This window comes from Allopusillimonas soli (genome assembly GCF_004153445.1).
GTDB classification, from domain to species: Bacteria; Pseudomonadota; Gammaproteobacteria; order Burkholderiales; family Burkholderiaceae_B; genus Allopusillimonas; species Allopusillimonas soli.
On the sequence record NZ_SDQC01000004.1, the window covers coordinates 26,148 to 41,871 of the forward strand.

Here is a 15,724-nt window from a genome sequence, read left to right on the forward strand (position 1 = left end):
AAAAGTGGGCGGGCATGGAAATCAGCCGCGGTGAACGGGAAACAGCCCTTCCGGGCGGATGGCGAGCACGACAGCCATCAGAATGTAAATCATCATGGATGCCAGCGCAGGCCCGGCGATGTCGGCGCTGCTGCGTTCCAGGAAGGTGCGCAGCAGCGCGGGCAGCAGCGTGCGGCCCAGCGTGTCCACGACGCCGACGATGAGCGCTGCGTAGAAGGCGCCGCGTATCGAGCCGATGCCACCGATCACAATGACCACCATGGTCAGGATCAATATCGGCTCGCCCATGCCTGCCTGCACCGACATGATGGGGCCGGCCAGCAAACCGGCCAGGCCTGCCAGCGCGGCGCCCAGCGCGAACAGCATGGCATTGAGTAGATTGATGTTCACGCCCAGCACGCCGACCATGGTACGGTTGGTTGCACCGGCGCGAATCAGCATGCCTATCCGGGTCCGGTGTATGAGCAGATAGCAACCCAGCGCCGTGAGCAGGCCGGCGCTGATGATGACAAGGCGATAGGCGGGATAGCGGATGCCGAACAGGTTGATGGTGCCGATCAGGAACTCGGGCACTTCCATGTAGTAAGGGGATGATCCCCATATCATGCGCGCCAGTTCGTTGAAGAACAGGATCAGTCCAAAGGTGGCCAGAACCTGGTCGAGGTGGTCGCGGCGGTACAGTTTGCGCAGGGCGATCCAGTTCAGCGCCAGGCCGAGCGCCATCATGGCAGGTATCAGCAGCAGCGCGGCCAGCACAAAGGAGCCGGTGTAGTTGTACAGCGAGGCCGCAAAAAAAGCGCCCATCATGTACATGGAGCCGTGTGCAAGGTTCACGAAGCTCATGATGCCGAACACGAGCGTCAGGCCCGCGGCCATGAGGAACAACAGCACACCCAGCTGAAGACCATTGAGCGTCTGCAGGACAAATAAGGTAAGGCTCAAGCAGGCCTCCGGGTTGGGGCGGAAGAAATGAAGCGCGCCGATGCGGAATCACGCGTCCGCATGGCGGCAATGGGTCGGGGGCGGCCACGCAAAAGGGCGCCCCCGGACCGACTTGCGGCTACTTCATCGGACATTGCGCGGCAAAATTGGCGCGCGTCTTGATGACAATAGGCGTCTTGGCTTGGAGCTCGGCGCCGTTGCTGCCCTCCACCACATCCACGCGATAAAAAGGCGCATTGGGGAACTGATTGGATGCAAAGGAGAAGTCTCCCCGCACCGATTCGAAATCGGCTTCCTTCAGGGCCGCGCGGAAAGCCTCTTTATCGCCCAGGTCGCCGTTGACCTTGGCCAGCGCCGAGTCGAGGAGGTTGGCTGCGTCGTACGACTGGGCCGCGTACATGGACGGCTGACGTTCATAGGCCTTGACGAAGGCTTCGACGAACTGCTTGTTCTGCGCGTTGTCGAGATTGGGAGCATAGGGAGCGCTGGTAATTGCGCCCACGGCCAGCGACTTGAGGGCCGGCAACGTGGAGCCGTCGATGGTGGACACCGAGATGAGGGGCAGCGTGCCCAGCAGCCCGGCCTGGCGGTACTGTTTGACGAAGTTCACGCCCATGCCCCCGGGATAGAACACATATACGGCATCGGGCGAGGAGGCCTGCAGCTGTGCGAGCTCCGCCGAGTAATCGGGCTGATTGACGGTGGTGTACACCTCGTTGACGATGTTGCCGGTATAGTCGCGCTTGAAGCCCGACACGGCATCGCGGCCAGCTTGGTAGTTAGCCGCCATCACATACATGTTCTTGTACCCGAGGTCGGTTGCCAACTGGCCGCCGGCCTCATGCAGCTGGTCATTGTCCCAGGAGGTGGAGAAGAAAAAGGGCGAGCAGTCCTTTCCGGCAATGGGCGCCGGGCCGGCATTGGATCCGATCAGGAAGACTTTGGCATCGGTGATGGGCTTGTGTATGGCCATCATCACATTGGAAAAGGTTACCCCTGTAATGATGGGCACTTTTTCGCTCTCGAGCAGGCGCGTTGCCGCTTGCACGCCGACGTCGGGCTTGAGTTGATCGTCTTCGCGGATAACTTCCACCGGAACGCCGCCCAGCTTGCCGCCCTTCTGTTCGATGGCCAGCATGAAGGCGTCGAGCTGATCCTGACCAAGCGCGCCGCCGGGACCCGAAAGCGTGCCGATAAAGCCGATCTTGATGGGCTCCTGTGCATGGCTGGTACCCGCGATCCCAAGCGCCGCGCAGACCAGGGCGCTGGCCAGTCCCAGGCGCAGAAGCTGGCGCCGGGCGGGTAATGTGGCTGAATTCATGTATGTCCCCTTTTGATCAAAATAGCCGCAATGGCCATGCGAGTGAGTTTTATATTAATGATGCGGCAATTTACATTAAGCCTAAAGCTTTTTGTATCAGGATTTACCCAATGGCGGCGGCGCGCCGCTTAGCGCATGTAAAAGACGTGCAAAAGAAAACGCCCCCTCGCCGACTGGGCTCGCAGGTGCCGGATAAGCATCCGGCGTTCGCGAGAACAGCCTTGAGGGGGCGCCGGGGCTGGCTGCCGCGGGACGGGGATTAGCGGCTGGCCGCCGCCTTTTCCTGGTCCAGCTTGTGCATGATGTAACGCTGCTGTGCGATGGACACGGCGTTGTTGACACACCAGTACAGCACCAGGCCAGCGGGGAAGAAGAACATCATGCCGCCGAATACCAGAGGCATGATCATCATGACCTTGGCCTGGGTGGGGTCTGGCGGCGTGGGGTTGAGTTTGATCTGCAGGAACATGGTGGCCATCATGATGGCCGGCAGAATGAAATAGGGATCGCGTGCCGAGAGGTCGTGAACCCATAGTATCCAGGGCGCACCGCGCATTTCGACGCTGCCCAGCAGCACCCAGTACAGGGCGATGAAGACGGGAATCTGAACCACCATGGGCAGGCAGCCGCCCAGAGGATTGATTTTTTCAGTGCGGTACATCTCCATCATGGCCGCATTCAGCTTGGCCTTGTCGTCGCCGAACTTGTCCTTCAGGGCCTTCATGCGCGGGCCCACCTGCTTCATCTTGGCCATGGAGCGGTAGCTGGTGGCCGACAGCGGATAGAACACCGCCTTGATCAGCAGCGTGAGCACCACGATGGTCCAGCCCCAGTTGCCCAGCACGCTGTGGATCCAGGTCATGAGCTTGAAAACGGGCTTGGCGATGATGGTAAGCCAGCCGTAGTCGACCACCAGTTCCAGGCCAGGCGCCAGGGCGCTCATGGCTTTCTGGTCTTGCGGGCCAACCCATAGATGGGCATCGACCGCGTGGTGCTGCCCGGGCTGTATCGTGCCAACCGGCTCTATGCTACGGATGGCATACAGGTTGTCGGACAGGCGCAGGGCCTCGTTGTGGCGCTTGGTGCCTTCTGGCGGAACCCACGCCGTGGCAAAGTAGTGCTGCACCATGCCGATCCAGCCGTTATCGGCCTGCTTGGTGTAGGTGGCCTTGCCCTTGTCGATATCCGAGAACGCGATCTTCTGGAATTTGTCTTCCTCGGAATACAGCGCCGGGCCGGTGAAGGTGCGGTAGAAATGGGAGGAGTCGGCCGGCGCATCGCCGTCGCGGGTGAGCTGCAGGTACAGGGAGGGCGAAATCGCCTGTCCGCCGGTGTTGTAGATGTCGTGCCGAACGTCGATATCGTAGCGGCCGCGATGCAGGGTATAGGTTTTGACCACCTTCACGCCGTCCGATTCCGCCTCGAACACCACGTCCAGCTTGTCGCCCGTGAGCGAGGTCTGGGTTGACACGAGCTTGAAGGGGGTAAGGTGGGTGGGGAACTGCTCGCCCTTGGGCGCGCCCACCACACCGGTCTGGGCCACGTACAGGTCGTCCTTCGTGTCGTTCAGCAGCACCATAGGCTGGTCTTCGGTGCCGGGTGCGTTGTAGTTCAGAAGCTGGGCCCTGACAAGCTGCGCGCCCAGCGTGTCGAAAGTCAAGGTGTAGACGTCTGTATGAATGGTGACCTTCTCGGACGCCGGCTGCTGTGCCTGCGTCTCGGCCCTGCCGGGCACCGTGGCGTCCTGGGCCGCGTGCGCGGCAGACTGCTGCACGCCTGCGGGCACGCTGGTATCTTCGGCCTGGGCCGCGTCTTGCGAGCCGGACTGTGCGCCCTTCTTGTCGCCGGACTGGGTGACGGCGGGCGTTGTGCCGAACAGCGAAGCCTTGCCATTGTGGACCTGCCAGTTGTTCCAGAGCAGCAGGAGCGAGAAAGAGAAAATCATCCAGAGGATGGTGCGTCGGATGTCCATAGCGCCTGTTATTGAATATATAAGCGGGGCAAAAGCCCAACAGTTTAACCTAGCCCACCTGAATGGGAATTGAGCCCGGAGCGGGGCGGGACGGGATCATGTCCGCCTTTGCACCAGGGATGGCAGCGGCCTATGCGACAGGCCGCGAGATAGCTCCCTTTTACCGCGCCATGGGTTTCTATGGCTTCGATGGCGTAGGCGGAGCAGGTGGGCGTGAAGCGGCAGCCGTGACCGACCCAGGGGCTAAGGAAATACCGGTAGAACCGGATTGGGGCGACAAGCAGTGCGCGCATCATTGCGCAGCCCTGGCCAGCAGAGCATCCGCCTCGGCGCGCACTCGCCGTTTGAGCTCGCAAAGTGAGGATGGTTCCACGCGGACGTGCAGCCGAAAGACCAGATCGCGGCCGGGCAGCATATGCCGCTTGTGCCGGAAGGCTTCCCGCAACACGCGTTTTATCGCATTACGCGTGACGGCATGCGGGGCAAATCGCTTGGCGATGATCATGCCCAGCCGCGGCGAGGAGGCGTTCATGCCCTCGGTGCCGGTGTCGCGGGGTGTCATGACAACGAACAATGCCCCTCGGGCCAGCCGTCGACCCTTCAGGGCCGAGGCATACTCGGAGGGGCAATGCAAGCGTGCCGTGGCGGGAAAGGAGGCGCGCATGATGCGAACGCCAGCCGCTGGCCGCCGGCAGGAGCGGGAAGAAGCCGACTCAGACGGCCAGCTGCTTGCGGCCTTTTGCACGGCGCGCATTGATGACGGCACGGCCGCCACGGGTTTTCATGCGTACGCGGAAACCGTGGGTGCGCTTGCGGCGGGTAACAGAAGGCTGAAAAGTGCGTTTCATGGATAGTCCGGATATAAAAAGAGCAGTTGGGTTGGCGCAGGGGCCGCCTTGGCAAGGCCCGCGCTCGGCGAAGCCTCGGTACAGTACCCGGCCCTGCCTGGCCGTGCGCATATGGCGCGCATCTGCCCATTGGGTGAAAATTCTGCGTCAAGCCCGCCATTTCAGCAAATTTCTGCCATTTAGTCAAATGCTTAGGGGCCTGGCGTCCGCGCGGAAGTTGTTACCCCTGTGGATAACTCCGGCCTCGACAGGGTAGAATCGAGGTTTACTGAAATGACCGACATGAACGAATTCTGGCAGACCTGCGTTCGGCAACTCGAGCAGGACCTACCTCCGCAGCAAATCAGCGCCTGGATACGCCCACTGGTGCCGCTCGCCTTCGACGAAGCGCGCGCGGTGCTGCGCGTGTCCGCTCCCAATCGCTTCAAGCTGGACTGGGTGCGCAAGAATTTCTCACACCAGATCGAACAGCTCGCCACAGCCTGGTACGAACGCCCTGTGCAGGTGGCTTTCGAGCTTGCCAGCCACGGAAACGGCGCGGCACGCGGCGTCCGCGCGGCGTCCGCGCCCGCAGCGGCCACCGCCTCCGCCGAGGCTTCGGCCGCGGTGCCGCCGCCCCCAGCCAGCCGGCCGCCTGCCGGTGCTTCAGCCGGCGCCGTGGCCAATGCCGTTGCCGAGGCCGCCAACGATCGTTCCCGCCTTAATACCGACCTCACCTTCAAGAACTTCGTCACGGGCAAGGCCAACCAGCTGGCGCGCGCGGCGGCGCTGCAGGTCGCCGAGAATCCGGGCGTCTCCTACAACCCGCTGTTTCTGTACGGCGGCGTGGGCCTGGGCAAGACCCACCTCATTCATGCCATCGGCAATGCGCTGGTGGCCAACGGCACCGGCACGCGCGTGCGGTACGTGCATGCCGACCAGTACGTGTCCGATGTGGTCAAGGCGTATCAGCGCAAGGCGTTCGACGAGTTCAAGCGCTATTACCATTCGCTGGATCTGCTGCTTATCGACGATATCCAATTCTTTGCCGGCAAGAACCGTACCCAGGAGGAATTTTTCTACGCATTTGAGGCCATGGTGGCCCAGCGCAAGCAGATCATCATTACCTCGGACACCTACCCCAAGGAGCTGGCCAACATCGACAGCCGCCTGATTTCCCGTTTCGACTCCGGCCTTACCGTCGCCATAGAGCCGCCCGAGCTCGAGATGAGGGTGGCTATTCTGCTGCACAAGGCCGAAACCGAAGGGGTGAGCATGCCCGAGGAGGTCGCCTTCTTCATCGCCAAGCACCTGCGCAGCAATGTGCGCGAGCTGGAGGGAGCGCTGCGCAAGGTGTCAGCCTACGCGCGGTTCCACGGCCGCGAGGTCCTGACCGTGGATGTCTGTAAAGATGCGCTGAAAGATCTGCTGTCTGTCTCCAACGGCCAGATTACCGTCGAGAATATCCAGAAGACGGTGGCCGATTTCTACAAGATCAAGGTCGCCGATATGTACTCCAAGCGACGGCCGGCCAACATCGCCATGCCGCGTCAGGTGGCCATGTACCTGGCCAAGGAGCTGACACAGAAAAGCCTGCCGGAGATAGGCGATTTGTTCGGCGGCAGAGACCACACTACCGTACTGCACGCGGTACGCAAAATCGCTGATGCGCGGTCCAAGCAGACCGAGCTTAATCATGCCCTTCATGTACTGGAACAAACCCTTAAAGGATAATCATGCAACTCGTACAAGCGACTCGCGATCAAGTGCTCAGGCCGCTCTCGACGGTGGCGGGGATCGTCGAACGCAGGAATACCCTGCCGATTCTCGCCAACATCCTGCTGCGCAAGGAAGGCAAGAGGCTGGCCTTTATCGCCACGGACCTTGAAGTCCAGATCACGACGCATGGGGAGTTCGGTGTTGGTGACGACAACGAATCCACAACGGTTGCCGCACGCAAGCTGCTTGATATCCTGCGCGCCCTGCCCGACTCGGGCGATGTGAAGCTGGCGCTGTCCAGCGGCAAGCTGGCAGTGCAGGCCGGCAAGAGCCGCTTCGCACTGCAGACGCTGGCTGCGGCCGAGTACCCCACCCTGGCTCAGCCCGAAAAATGGGATATTTCGTTTTCGCTCCCGCAGAAAACCCTGAAGCATCTCTTCAACTCGGTGCATTTCGCCATGGCGCAGCAGGACATCCGCTATTACCTCAATGGCCTGCTGTTCGTGTTCGAGCCCGGCTTCGTGCGCGCTGTCGCCACCGATGGCCATCGCCTGGCGCACAATGGCACAGCGGTGGAGGGTATTGAAAGCAAGCACGACGTCATCGTGCCGCGCAAGACCGTGCTCGAGATGCAGCGGCTGCTTGAAGACAGCGAAGATCCGGTCACCATAGACGTGGCACCCGGCCAGATCCGTTTTCGTTTCGGCGATGTCGAGCTTGTCTCCAAACTGGTGGAAGGCAAGTTTCCCGATTTCACGCGTGTCATCCCCAGCAACTACACGCGGCACTTTTCCATCGACCGTGAAGTGCTGCAAGGCGCACTGCACCGCGCAGCCATTCTTACAACGGACAAGCTCAAGGGCGTACGCCTCCAGCTTGCGGAAAACCAGCTCAAGATCTCATCTTCCAATGCCGAACAGGAAGAGGCCCAGGAAGAGCTGGATATCGACTACAGCCACGAGCCGCTGGACGTCGGATTCAATGTCAGCTACCTGCTTGACGTGCTGGGCAATCTCAAGACGGACTCGGTACAGTGGTCTGTTCAACCCGATGTGAACGCGTCCGCGCTGATCACCGCTCCGGATGACGACCAGTTCAAGTATGTCGTGATGCCGATGCGCATCTAGCGTCACATCACGTTCCCGCGCGGCCACGGACAGGTCTTGTGCCTGGCCGCAGCTGCCTGCAAGGCTCTCAAAAGGTTTTTCGCACATTATGTCAGATCAAGCCACCAACGCCGCAACCCCCGGATACGGCGCCGATTCCATCAAGATGCTCAAGGGCCTGGAGGCCGTGCGCAAGCGTCCCGGCATGTATATAGGCGATACATCCGATGGCACCGGCCTGCACCATATGGTGTTCGAGGTGGTGGACAACGCCATCGACGAAGCGCTGGCGGGTTATTGCGACGACATCGTGGTCACCATCCACGCCGACAACAGCATTTCGGTCAGCGACAATGGGCGAGGCATTCCCACGGACATTCACAAAGACGACGAATACGGCCGCAGTGCAGCCGAAATCGTCATGACCGAATTGCATGCTGGCGGCAAGTTCGATCACAACTCCTACAAGGTTTCCGGTGGCCTGCATGGCGTGGGTGTTTCATGTGTGAATGCACTGTCGGAGTGGTTGCGGCTCACCATTTGCCGCAACGGCGCCGTGTATGAAATGGAGTTCCGCCGCGGCGAGCGCGTTGAGCCGCTGCGTGTCACCGGCGACTCGTCATCCACCGGCACGCGGGTGCAGTTCCTGGCTGACGCGGAAATCTTCGAGAACATCGAATACCACTACGACATCCTGGCCAAGCGTCTGCGCGAGCTGTCCTTCCTGAACAATGGCGTGAAGATACGCTTGGTCGACGAGCGCACGAGCAAGGAAGAAGATTTCGCCTTTCTCGGCGGCGTCAAGGGCTTCGTCGAGTACATCAATCGCGCCAAGACCACCTTGCATGGCAATGTATTTTCGGTCAGCACGGAGTCCATGGTGCACGACACCACGATAGGCGTCGATGTCGCCATGCAATGGAATGACAGCTACACCGAAACGGTCTTGTGCTTCACCAACAACATCCCGCAGCGCGATGGCGGTACTCACCTGACCGGCCTGCGCGCGGCCATGACGCGCGTCATCAACAAATACATTGCCGACAACGAGCTGGCCAAGAAGGCCAAGGTCGACACCACGGGCGATGATATGCGCGAAGGCCTGGCCTGCGTGCTGTCGGTGAAAGTGCCGGAACCCAAGTTCAGCAGCCAGACCAAGGACAAGCTGGTTTCCAGCGAAGTGCGGCCTGCTGTCGAGGAAGCGGTTGCGCGTACGCTGGAAACCTGGCTGCTGGAACATCCCAACGATGCAAAGGCGCTGTGCAACAAGATCATCGAGGCGGCCCGCGCGCGCGATGCGGCGCGCAAGGCCCGTGAAATGACACGGCGCAAGAGCGTCCTCGAAGGCGCCGGCCTGCCCGGCAAGCTGGCTGATTGCCAGGAGAAGGATCCAGCCCTTTGCGAAATCTATATCGTCGAGGGGGATTCGGCGGGAGGCTCGGCCAAGCAGGGGCGCGACCGCAAGTTCCAGGCCATCCTGCCGCTGCGCGGCAAGGTGCTGAACGTGGAAAAGGCCCGCTTTGACCGGCTGATCTCCAGCGAACAGATCGCCACGCTCATCACCGCTCTCGGCACGGGCATTGGCCCCGATTTCAATATCGACAAGCTGCGCTATCACCGCATCATTATCATGACCGATGCCGATGTGGACGGCGCGCACATCCGGACGCTGCTGCTTACGCTCTTCTATCGCCAGATGCCTGATCTGGTCGAGCGCGGCTATGTGTATATCGCGCAGCCGCCGCTGTACAAGGTCAAGGTTGGCCGCGATGAGCGCTATCTGAAGGATGATGCCGAAGAGGCGCAATTCATGCTGCAGGTGGCGCTCAAGGACGCGTCCCTGCTGGTTCGTGAGGGCGCACAGCCCATAACGGGCGATGCGCTGGCCGATCTGGCGCGCCAGTATGTGTTGGCAGACGGTGTCATTACGCGCCTGTCGCGCTACATGGACCACGATGCCCTGTCGGCCATGGCCGAAGGGGTGCAGCTCGATCTTTCCGATGCCGACAAAGCGGCTGCATCGGCCCAGCGTCTTTACGATGCTGTATACGACCCCGCCGTCCCCAACGCCGTGACCGTCAATGTGCAGGCCAGCGACGAGGGCGATGCGTGGCGCATTGTGCTCAATCGCATCCATCACGGCAATGTGCGCGTCAGTGTTTTCGATCGCGGCTTTGTGCGCGGCGCCGACTATGCCGTGCTCGCGCGCGCCGCGCAGACGTTCACAGGCCTTATGGGAGAAGGCGCGGTCATGGCGCGTGGCGAAGGCGACAAGCGCAAGGAAAAGCCGGTCCAAGACTTCCGCGAAGCCATGCAATGGCTCAGGGCCGAGGCCGAACGCAGCATCAGCAAGCAGCGTTACAAGGGCCTGGGCGAAATGAATCCGCAGCAGCTTTGGGAAACCACAATGGACCCGGCAGTGCGCCGCCTGCTTCGCGTGCAGGTCGAGGACGCTATTGCCGCCGACCAAGTGTTCACCACGCTCATGGGCGACCATGTCGAGCCGCGCCGCGAATTCATAGAAACGCATGCGCTGCAGGCGGGGAATATTGATGTGTGATTGTGTCTGTAAGTGAACCCATAATATGAGAACTTGAAACCCATAAGTTGAGACACTTATGGGTTTCTTGCTTTTGATTGCCTTCTTCTATAGTCCTTCAGGTGATTGGCAACTCACAAAGGACACTATAAAATTATTGCTGCTCCGGGGTGCACGAATTTGGCGTGCTGAGATGGCGGACCTAATCTGCCGGAACCGCGAACTTGATCTGGTTAGTACCAGCGTAAGAAGAGCTGTAGCCACAAGGGTGTCGATGCCGTGGTAGATATCCGTCCGGTGCCCGCTCCGGGAATAACAACAGGATATCCACCTAGCATGCCCAGCACCTGGCTGATGCGGAGCAATCCCTTTATTTCAGGAGACGCCCGCATGAATGCACCTACTTCCCCTCGCCATATCAATATCGCAACTGCATCAACCAAGGGTTTGACGCCCGAAGACTTTGCCACATCATTGGCGCGCGCACGAGAACCTTTTCCAGCATCCAGCCGAAGTCACATACAGGGTTCACGCGTTGATCTGCGCATCCCCGTCCGCGAAGTTGCGCTTACCAACGGAGAGCAGGTATGTCTCTACGACACCTCGGGTCCCTACGGAGATGCAACCGTAGAGCTTGACGTAAGGAAGGGACTGCCCGCCATGCGTGCCCCTTGGATTGAAGAGCGCGCTGATACCAAGTCATATTCAGGCCGCATTGCAAAACTGCTAGATGATGGTGGCCGAAGCGAACGTGACAACCCACGCATCGCCGTGTTGCGTGAACAGGCCAGCGGCTTAATGCGCCAGCCACGCAAGGCCAAGATCGGAGGCAATGTCACGCAAATGCATTATGCACGGCGCGGCATCATCACCCCCGAAATGGAATATGTTGCCCTGCGCGAGAACGGCAAGCGGGAGTGGATGGCCGAGTATCTGGCCAATGAAGAGCGTGCCCGTCGTGTGGCCGGAAACCCCATGGGTGCCAATATCCCCAAGATCATCACACCGGAATTCGTACGCGATGAAATAGCACGAGGCCGCGCCATATTGCCGGCCAATATCAATCACCCTGAAGTGGAACCCATGGCCATTGGGCGAAATTTCCTGGTGAAAGTGAACGCAAATATTGGCAACAGTGCGGTCACATCTAGCATTGAGGAAGAGGTCGAAAAACTGGTCTGGTCAACCCGCTGGGGGGCCGATACCGTGATGGACCTTTCCACGGGCCGGAACATTCATACCACGCGCGACTGGATCATCCGCAACAGCCCTGTACCCATCGGCACGGTACCGATCTATCAGGCTCTGGAAAAAGTGAGTGGTATTGCTGAAGACCTGAGTTGGGAAATCTTCCGTGATACGTTGGTCGAACAAGCCGAGCAAGGTGTTGACTATTTCACCATCCACGCGGGAGTGCGGCTAGGCTTCATACATCTGACCGCAGATCGCATGACTGGGATTGTCAGCCGTGGCGGCTCTATCATGGCCAAGTGGTGCATGGCTCATCACCGCGAGAGTTTCATCTATGAGCACTTCGAGGATATCTGCGACATCATGAAGCAATATGACGTGAGTTTCTCGCTAGGTGATGGCTTGCGCCCAGGCTCTGGTGCTGATGCCAATGATGAGGCGCAGTTTGCTGAACTGCGTACGCTTGGCGAATTGACGCAAGTGGCCTGGAATCACGACGTACAGACCATCATAGAAGGTCCGGGTCATGTACCTATGCACATGATTCAGGCCAATATGGACGAACAGCTGAAAACCTGCCACGAAGCTCCTTTCTACACCCTTGGGCCTCTAACCATAGACATTGCACCGGGCTATGACCATATCGCCAGTGCTATCGGCGCAGCTATGATTGGCTGGATGGGGACTGCTATGCTGTGCTATGTGACTCCCAAGGAGCATCTGGGCCTGCCTGATAGGGAAGACGTCAAGCAAGGTTTGATCGCTTATAAGATCGCTGCTCATGCTGCCGATGTGGCTAAAGGTCATCCGGGCGCCCGCGCGCGTGACGATGCACTCAGCAAGGCTCGCTTCGAGTTCCGCTGGCAGGATCAGTTCAACCTGGGTCTAGATCCTGAAACGGCACGCGAATTCCATGACGAAACGCTGCCCAAGGACTCCAGCAAAGAGGCGCACTTCTGCAGTATGTGCGGACCCAAATTTTGCTCCATGAAAATTACGCAAGAAGTTCGTGATTTCGCAGCAGCCAAGGGTCTGTCCGAAAGTGAAGCCGTGCAGGCCGGCCTGCACGAGAAGTCACAGGCATTTCGTCAGTCAGGTGGAGAATTGTATGTACCCATTCAACCATCATGACTGTAGTTACTGGCGAATGCTGCTCCCCCTTTTTAAGGGGGGTAATCCCCCGCACTCATATGAAGGAACGCCTCCGGACACTTTGTCTTAGCGGGGCGATGTGGGGTTAATTTTGGGTGACCGGCGCGTTATTGTCAGGTGGAAACATCCACGCATGTCCTATGAGGACGAGATTCAGGATTGGACGTGGAGCGATGCGGGAGAGCCTCCTGCCCGAAGGTTCTTCGTTCGCCGGTAGATCAGCGTGGCCTTTGTTTGGCGCGTGGTGCGCGTTCCATACCCCGTAGGGTCTAACCCTAGGGAAAATGGGGTTTCTTCAGTCAGAGGTTGCTCGGTATTTTGGAATACCAGTTTTAGAAGCAGAAATGTCGGTGCATCAGCTGTCCAAGTTAACCGGCTGGAAAATGGAAAGCATTAAACATTGGATGGATTACCTATCGAATTTCATAATTAATGAAAAATCCGCAGCGACAGCCCAAGCGACTGTATATTACATTGACATATACATCCATGCGTGCCACTATATGTATATACCATGTGCATATACAAAGGTGGTGGCCATGTCCCGCACTACTGTTTTCATGAACAACCGCAGCCAGGCCGTCAGACTTCCCAAAGCGCTTGAGCTGCCGGAAAACGTCAAGCAAGTCGAAGTGACCGCCATCGGTCGCGCTCGTTTGATCAGCCCTATCGACGCCACATGGGATAGCTGGTTTGACGGCCCTGGCGTGACGGAGGACTTCATGAATGAGCGCAGCCAGCCGGAATCCCAAGCACGCGAGACGCTATGATGCTTCGCTACATGCTCGATACCAACATCTGCATCTTCACGATCAAAAATAAACCGCCCTACATCAGAGATACATTCAATTTGAATCAAGGGCGGCTTTGCATCAGCGCTGTAACCCTTAGCGAGTTGATCTTCGGGGCGGAGAACTCACAGGCTCCTGCACGGAACCTGGCAGAAATCGAAGGCATGGCCGCAAGGCTTGAGGTGTTGCACTTTGACAATGCCGCAGCCTCTCACAGTGGCCAAATCCGGGCCGAGTTGAAAACTAAAGGAGCACCAATTCGCCCTTATGATGTGTTGATCGCTGGTCACGCCCGGTCACTTGGCTTGGTACTGGTAACAAACAACACGCGTGAGTTTGAACGAGTCGATGGCCTACGCATAGAAGATTGGATCAAAGGCCATTGAACCCAAGCCATGCCCCTCTCTTCATATCTGGGGCATGTTCATTATTGCGCTGACATCTGGCTGCATTAGAAATTTTCAGCAGTGGTGAGAAAAATCGGGTTTCTCCATTAGTTGTGTGAATGTGCTCACCAACGTATTGTGAGAACCGACAGGACAGGTGTGTAGGCTTGTTGACCCGTCCGTATCGCAGAGAGAAGATTTTCATGTTATGGGTTCTCCTACAGCACCGTCCCCAGGTAAAGGCACATCCCACAGCCAAACGACTGGAAGGCCGATGAAAAAGCTACCAGACCTGGAGGCATGGGCGATTTTTGCAAAGGTTGCGGAGATGGGTTCTTTTGCCCGTGCTGCCGCCGAGCTGTCTTTGTCCCAAGCCACGGTGTCCAAGGCGATTGGCAGGTTGGAGGCTCGCACGGGCACGGTGCTTTTTCACCGCACGCCGCGCAGAATGTCCTTGACCGAAAGCGGTCAGGCGGCTCTGGAGCGCGCATCCCGCATTCTTGAAGAAGGAGAGGCGGTCGAGGCTGAAATCGCCGAGCAGGCCGTCAGCCCGCGCGGATTGATTCGGGTGTCAGCGCCCATGTCCTTTGGGCTGAGCCGCCTCGCGCCGATCACGCCAGGCTTTCTCGCTGCCTATCCTGAGGTGGAGCTCGATATCCAGTTCGACGACAAGCAAGTGGACCTGGTGGCGGAGCGGTTTGACCTTGCATTGCGGATCGCCAGCCTTGCAGACTCAAGCCTGCTGGCGCGCCGCCTATGCGAAGTGCGTATCCTGCTGGTGGGCTCGCCGGCCTATTTTGCGCAGCACGGAAAGCCGCGGCATCCTCGAGATCTCCAGCGGTACAAGGCCTTGTGGTATTCCTATTCCCGTGGCGGAACCAGCTGGCGGTTTCGGCATAAGAAGCACGGCGATTTCGCTCAGGCCGTGCCCTCGCAGATGCGCGCCAACAATGCCGAGGCCTTGACGCCAGCGCTTCTGGCGGGGCTTGGCCTGGCGCTCCAGCCAGAGTTTCTTGTCTGGGATGAGCTTCAGTCGGGGCGGCTGGAGACGGCTCTGGACGAGTGGGAAGTCGCGCCCATCGCGCTCTACATCGTGACGCCGCCCGGGCGCAGACGGACCGCGCGCGTACAGGCTTTCATCGACTATCTGCTGCAAAGCCTGGTCCGCGAGCCATGGGCGCGGCTGCCCGCCACCACCTCCGAATAGATTACCTACCCGTAAAAGTACACCATGACGGAAATTGCCAATCCCGACTTCGCCGTTGATGTCCGCGCCAGCTTTGACCGGCAGGGGGCGATGCATTTGATACGCGCCGCATTGCCTGTCGTTGAACACGGGTATACGGAGATCCATGTACCGCATTGGGACGGCATCCTGCAGCAGCACGGCTTTGTGCATGGGGGTGTCGTTGGCATGATTGCCGACTCGGCGGGCGGCTATGCGGCCATGACTGTGGCGCCACCCGCGGCATCCGTTTTGACGGTGGAGTACAAGATGAACCTCATGGCGCCTGCGAACGGCGAAAAGCTGGTTGCGCGGGGGCAGGTCGTTCGGCCGGGCCGGACGCTGATTGTGGTCAAGGCGGAAGTCTTTGCCGTCAACAGTGGCAAGGAAACGCTGTGCGCGCTCATGCAGCAGACCATCATGGTGATGCAGGGAAAGACGGAAAAAACATGACAGCCGGTGTTTGCGAATGGAAACAGACAGGACGGCCTTGGCGGTATAGAGTTGACGTGCGGTGCGCGGCCTGATGGCCTATGGCGGGCGGCCTGCTCAA

15 protein-coding genes, 1 pseudogene and 1 riboswitch are annotated in these 15,724 nt (G+C 59.2%); of the genes and pseudogenes, 9 read left to right on the forward strand and 7 right to left on the reverse strand.

Translation table 11 applies throughout. The features are described from left to right. Positions 1-21: 21 nt before the first annotated feature. Both ERD78_RS12975 and ERD78_RS12980 read right to left on the reverse strand, forming a co-directional pair. The gene (locus tag ERD78_RS12975) at positions 22-942 is read right to left on the reverse strand and encodes a branched-chain amino acid ABC transporter permease (RefSeq protein WP_129969756.1); all 921 of its coding nucleotides are present in this window, start codon (positions 940-942) and stop codon (positions 22-24) included. A 118-nt stretch (positions 943-1,060) separates the two neighbouring features. Beyond that, a complete protein-coding gene (locus ERD78_RS12980; protein ID WP_129969757.1) occupies positions 1,061-2,263 on the reverse strand; it encodes an ABC transporter substrate-binding protein in 1,203 nt (400 codons plus the stop codon). Between the two features lie 2 nt (positions 2,264-2,265). Here ERD78_RS12980 and ERD78_RS19780 point away from each other — a divergent pair, with 2 nt between their 5' ends. Next, entirely contained in the window at positions 2,266-2,526 is a 261-nt protein-coding gene (locus ERD78_RS19780) for a hypothetical protein (protein WP_167668934.1), read from the forward strand. Here ERD78_RS19780 and yidC read toward each other — a convergent pair. The 4 genes from yidC to rpmH are packed head-to-tail and all read right to left on the reverse strand — an operon-like array spanning position 2,523 to position 5,083. Further along, positions 2,523-4,235: a membrane protein insertase YidC gene (gene yidC / locus ERD78_RS12985; RefSeq protein ID WP_129969758.1), complete on the reverse strand. Its 1,713-nt coding sequence runs from the start codon at positions 4,233-4,235 to the stop codon at positions 2,523-2,525. The genes ERD78_RS19780 and yidC overlap by 4 nt on opposite strands. Positions 4,236-4,279: 44 nt before the next feature. Then, positions 4,280-4,531, reverse strand: coding sequence for a membrane protein insertion efficiency factor YidD (yidD, locus tag ERD78_RS12990; RefSeq protein ID WP_129969759.1), 252 nt, complete (start codon positions 4,529-4,531; stop codon positions 4,280-4,282). Continuing rightward, on the reverse strand, positions 4,528-4,902 hold the full coding sequence (rnpA, locus tag ERD78_RS12995) for a ribonuclease P protein component (RefSeq protein ID WP_129970116.1): 375 nt from the start codon (positions 4,900-4,902) through the stop codon (positions 4,528-4,530). The genes yidD and rnpA overlap by 4 nt, the downstream gene beginning before the upstream one ends. 46 nt (positions 4,903-4,948) lie before the next feature. Then, positions 4,949-5,083: a 50S ribosomal protein L34 gene (gene rpmH / locus ERD78_RS13000; protein ID WP_128355903.1), complete on the reverse strand. Its 135-nt coding sequence runs from the start codon at positions 5,081-5,083 to the stop codon at positions 4,949-4,951. A 282-nt stretch (positions 5,084-5,365) separates the two neighbouring features. On the opposite strand from rpmH, the gene dnaA reads away from it, so the two are divergent. From dnaA to thiC, 4 genes are all read left to right on the forward strand, one after another. Beyond that, positions 5,366-6,796 (forward strand): chromosomal replication initiator protein DnaA, encoded by a 1,431-nt coding sequence (gene dnaA / locus ERD78_RS13005; RefSeq protein ID WP_129970117.1) that lies wholly within the window; start codon positions 5,366-5,368, stop codon positions 6,794-6,796. 2 nt (positions 6,797-6,798) lie between these two features. Next, positions 6,799-7,908: a DNA polymerase III subunit beta gene (gene dnaN, locus ERD78_RS13010; RefSeq protein WP_129969760.1), complete on the forward strand. Its 1,110-nt coding sequence runs from the start codon at positions 6,799-6,801 to the stop codon at positions 7,906-7,908. Positions 7,909-7,996: 88 nt separating this feature from the next. Further along, positions 7,997-10,447 carry a DNA topoisomerase (ATP-hydrolyzing) subunit B gene (gyrB, locus tag ERD78_RS13015; RefSeq protein ID WP_129969761.1) on the forward strand — a complete coding sequence of 817 codons (2,451 nt, stop codon included), beginning with the start codon at positions 7,997-7,999 and terminating at the stop codon, positions 10,445-10,447. 135 nt (positions 10,448-10,582) lie between these two features. Then, positions 10,583-10,694: riboswitch (TPP riboswitch) on the forward strand. Positions 10,695-10,816: 122 nt separating this feature from the next. Continuing rightward, positions 10,817-12,748: a phosphomethylpyrimidine synthase ThiC gene (thiC, locus tag ERD78_RS13020; RefSeq protein WP_129970118.1), complete on the forward strand. Its 1,932-nt coding sequence runs from the start codon at positions 10,817-10,819 to the stop codon at positions 12,746-12,748. Between the two features lie 210 nt (positions 12,749-12,958). Here the strand turns inward: thiC and ERD78_RS20035 are convergent. Further along, positions 12,959-13,051: pseudogene (locus tag ERD78_RS20035) on the reverse strand (tyrosine-type recombinase/integrase); the annotation flags it as partial. A gap of 257 nt (positions 13,052-13,308) precedes the next feature. Here ERD78_RS20035 and vapB point away from each other — a divergent pair. The 4 genes from vapB to ERD78_RS13045 all read left to right on the forward strand — a co-directional run bounded on the left by vapB (position 13,309) and on the right by ERD78_RS13045 (position 15,624). Beyond that, the gene (vapB, locus tag ERD78_RS13030; RefSeq protein ID WP_129969762.1) at positions 13,309-13,539 is read left to right on the forward strand and encodes a type II toxin-antitoxin system VapB family antitoxin; all 231 of its coding nucleotides are present in this window, start codon (positions 13,309-13,311) and stop codon (positions 13,537-13,539) included. Then, a complete protein-coding gene (vapC, locus tag ERD78_RS13035; RefSeq protein WP_306669788.1) occupies positions 13,536-13,946 on the forward strand; it encodes a type II toxin-antitoxin system tRNA(fMet)-specific endonuclease VapC in 411 nt (136 codons plus the stop codon). The genes vapB and vapC overlap by 4 nt, the downstream gene beginning before the upstream one ends. A 274-nt stretch (positions 13,947-14,220) precedes the next feature. Further along, the gene (locus ERD78_RS13040) at positions 14,221-15,153 is read left to right on the forward strand and encodes a LysR family transcriptional regulator (RefSeq protein WP_129969763.1); all 933 of its coding nucleotides are present in this window, start codon (positions 14,221-14,223) and stop codon (positions 15,151-15,153) included. A 24-nt stretch (positions 15,154-15,177) separates the two neighbouring features. After that, positions 15,178-15,624, forward strand: a complete 447-nt coding sequence (locus tag ERD78_RS13045; protein WP_129969764.1) for a PaaI family thioesterase — start codon at positions 15,178-15,180, stop codon at positions 15,622-15,624. Positions 15,625-15,724 lie beyond the last annotated feature (100 nt).

Excerpts from the sequence above, each read along its gene's own strand:
- ERD78_RS12980 (WP_129969757.1), bottom strand. The coding sequence starts at position 2,263 with ATGAATTCAGCCACATTACCCGCCCGGCGCCAGCTTCTGCGCCTGGGA.
- ERD78_RS19780 (WP_167668934.1), top strand. The coding sequence starts at position 2,266 with ATGTCCCCTTTTGATCAAAATAGCCGCAATGGCCATGCGAGTGAGTTT.
- yidC (WP_129969758.1), bottom strand. The coding sequence starts at position 4,235 with ATGGACATCCGACGCACCATCCTCTGGATGATTTTCTCTTTCTCGCTC.
- yidD (WP_129969759.1), bottom strand. The coding sequence starts at position 4,531 with ATGATGCGCGCACTGCTTGTCGCCCCAATCCGGTTCTACCGGTATTTC.
- rpmH (WP_128355903.1), bottom strand. The coding sequence starts at position 5,083 with ATGAAACGCACTTTTCAGCCTTCTGTTACCCGCCGCAAGCGCACCCAC.
- dnaA (WP_129970117.1), top strand. The coding sequence starts at position 5,366 with ATGAACGAATTCTGGCAGACCTGCGTTCGGCAACTCGAGCAGGACCTA.
- dnaN (WP_129969760.1), top strand. The coding sequence starts at position 6,799 with ATGCAACTCGTACAAGCGACTCGCGATCAAGTGCTCAGGCCGCTCTCG.
- gyrB (WP_129969761.1), top strand. The coding sequence starts at position 7,997 with ATGTCAGATCAAGCCACCAACGCCGCAACCCCCGGATACGGCGCCGAT.
- thiC (WP_129970118.1), top strand. The coding sequence starts at position 10,817 with ATGAATGCACCTACTTCCCCTCGCCATATCAATATCGCAACTGCATCA.
- vapB (WP_129969762.1), top strand. The coding sequence starts at position 13,309 with ATGTCCCGCACTACTGTTTTCATGAACAACCGCAGCCAGGCCGTCAGA.
- vapC (WP_306669788.1), top strand. The coding sequence starts at position 13,536 with ATGATGCTTCGCTACATGCTCGATACCAACATCTGCATCTTCACGATC.
- ERD78_RS13040 (WP_129969763.1), top strand. The coding sequence starts at position 14,221 with ATGAAAAAGCTACCAGACCTGGAGGCATGGGCGATTTTTGCAAAGGTT.
- ERD78_RS13045 (WP_129969764.1), top strand. The coding sequence starts at position 15,178 with ATGACGGAAATTGCCAATCCCGACTTCGCCGTTGATGTCCGCGCCAGC.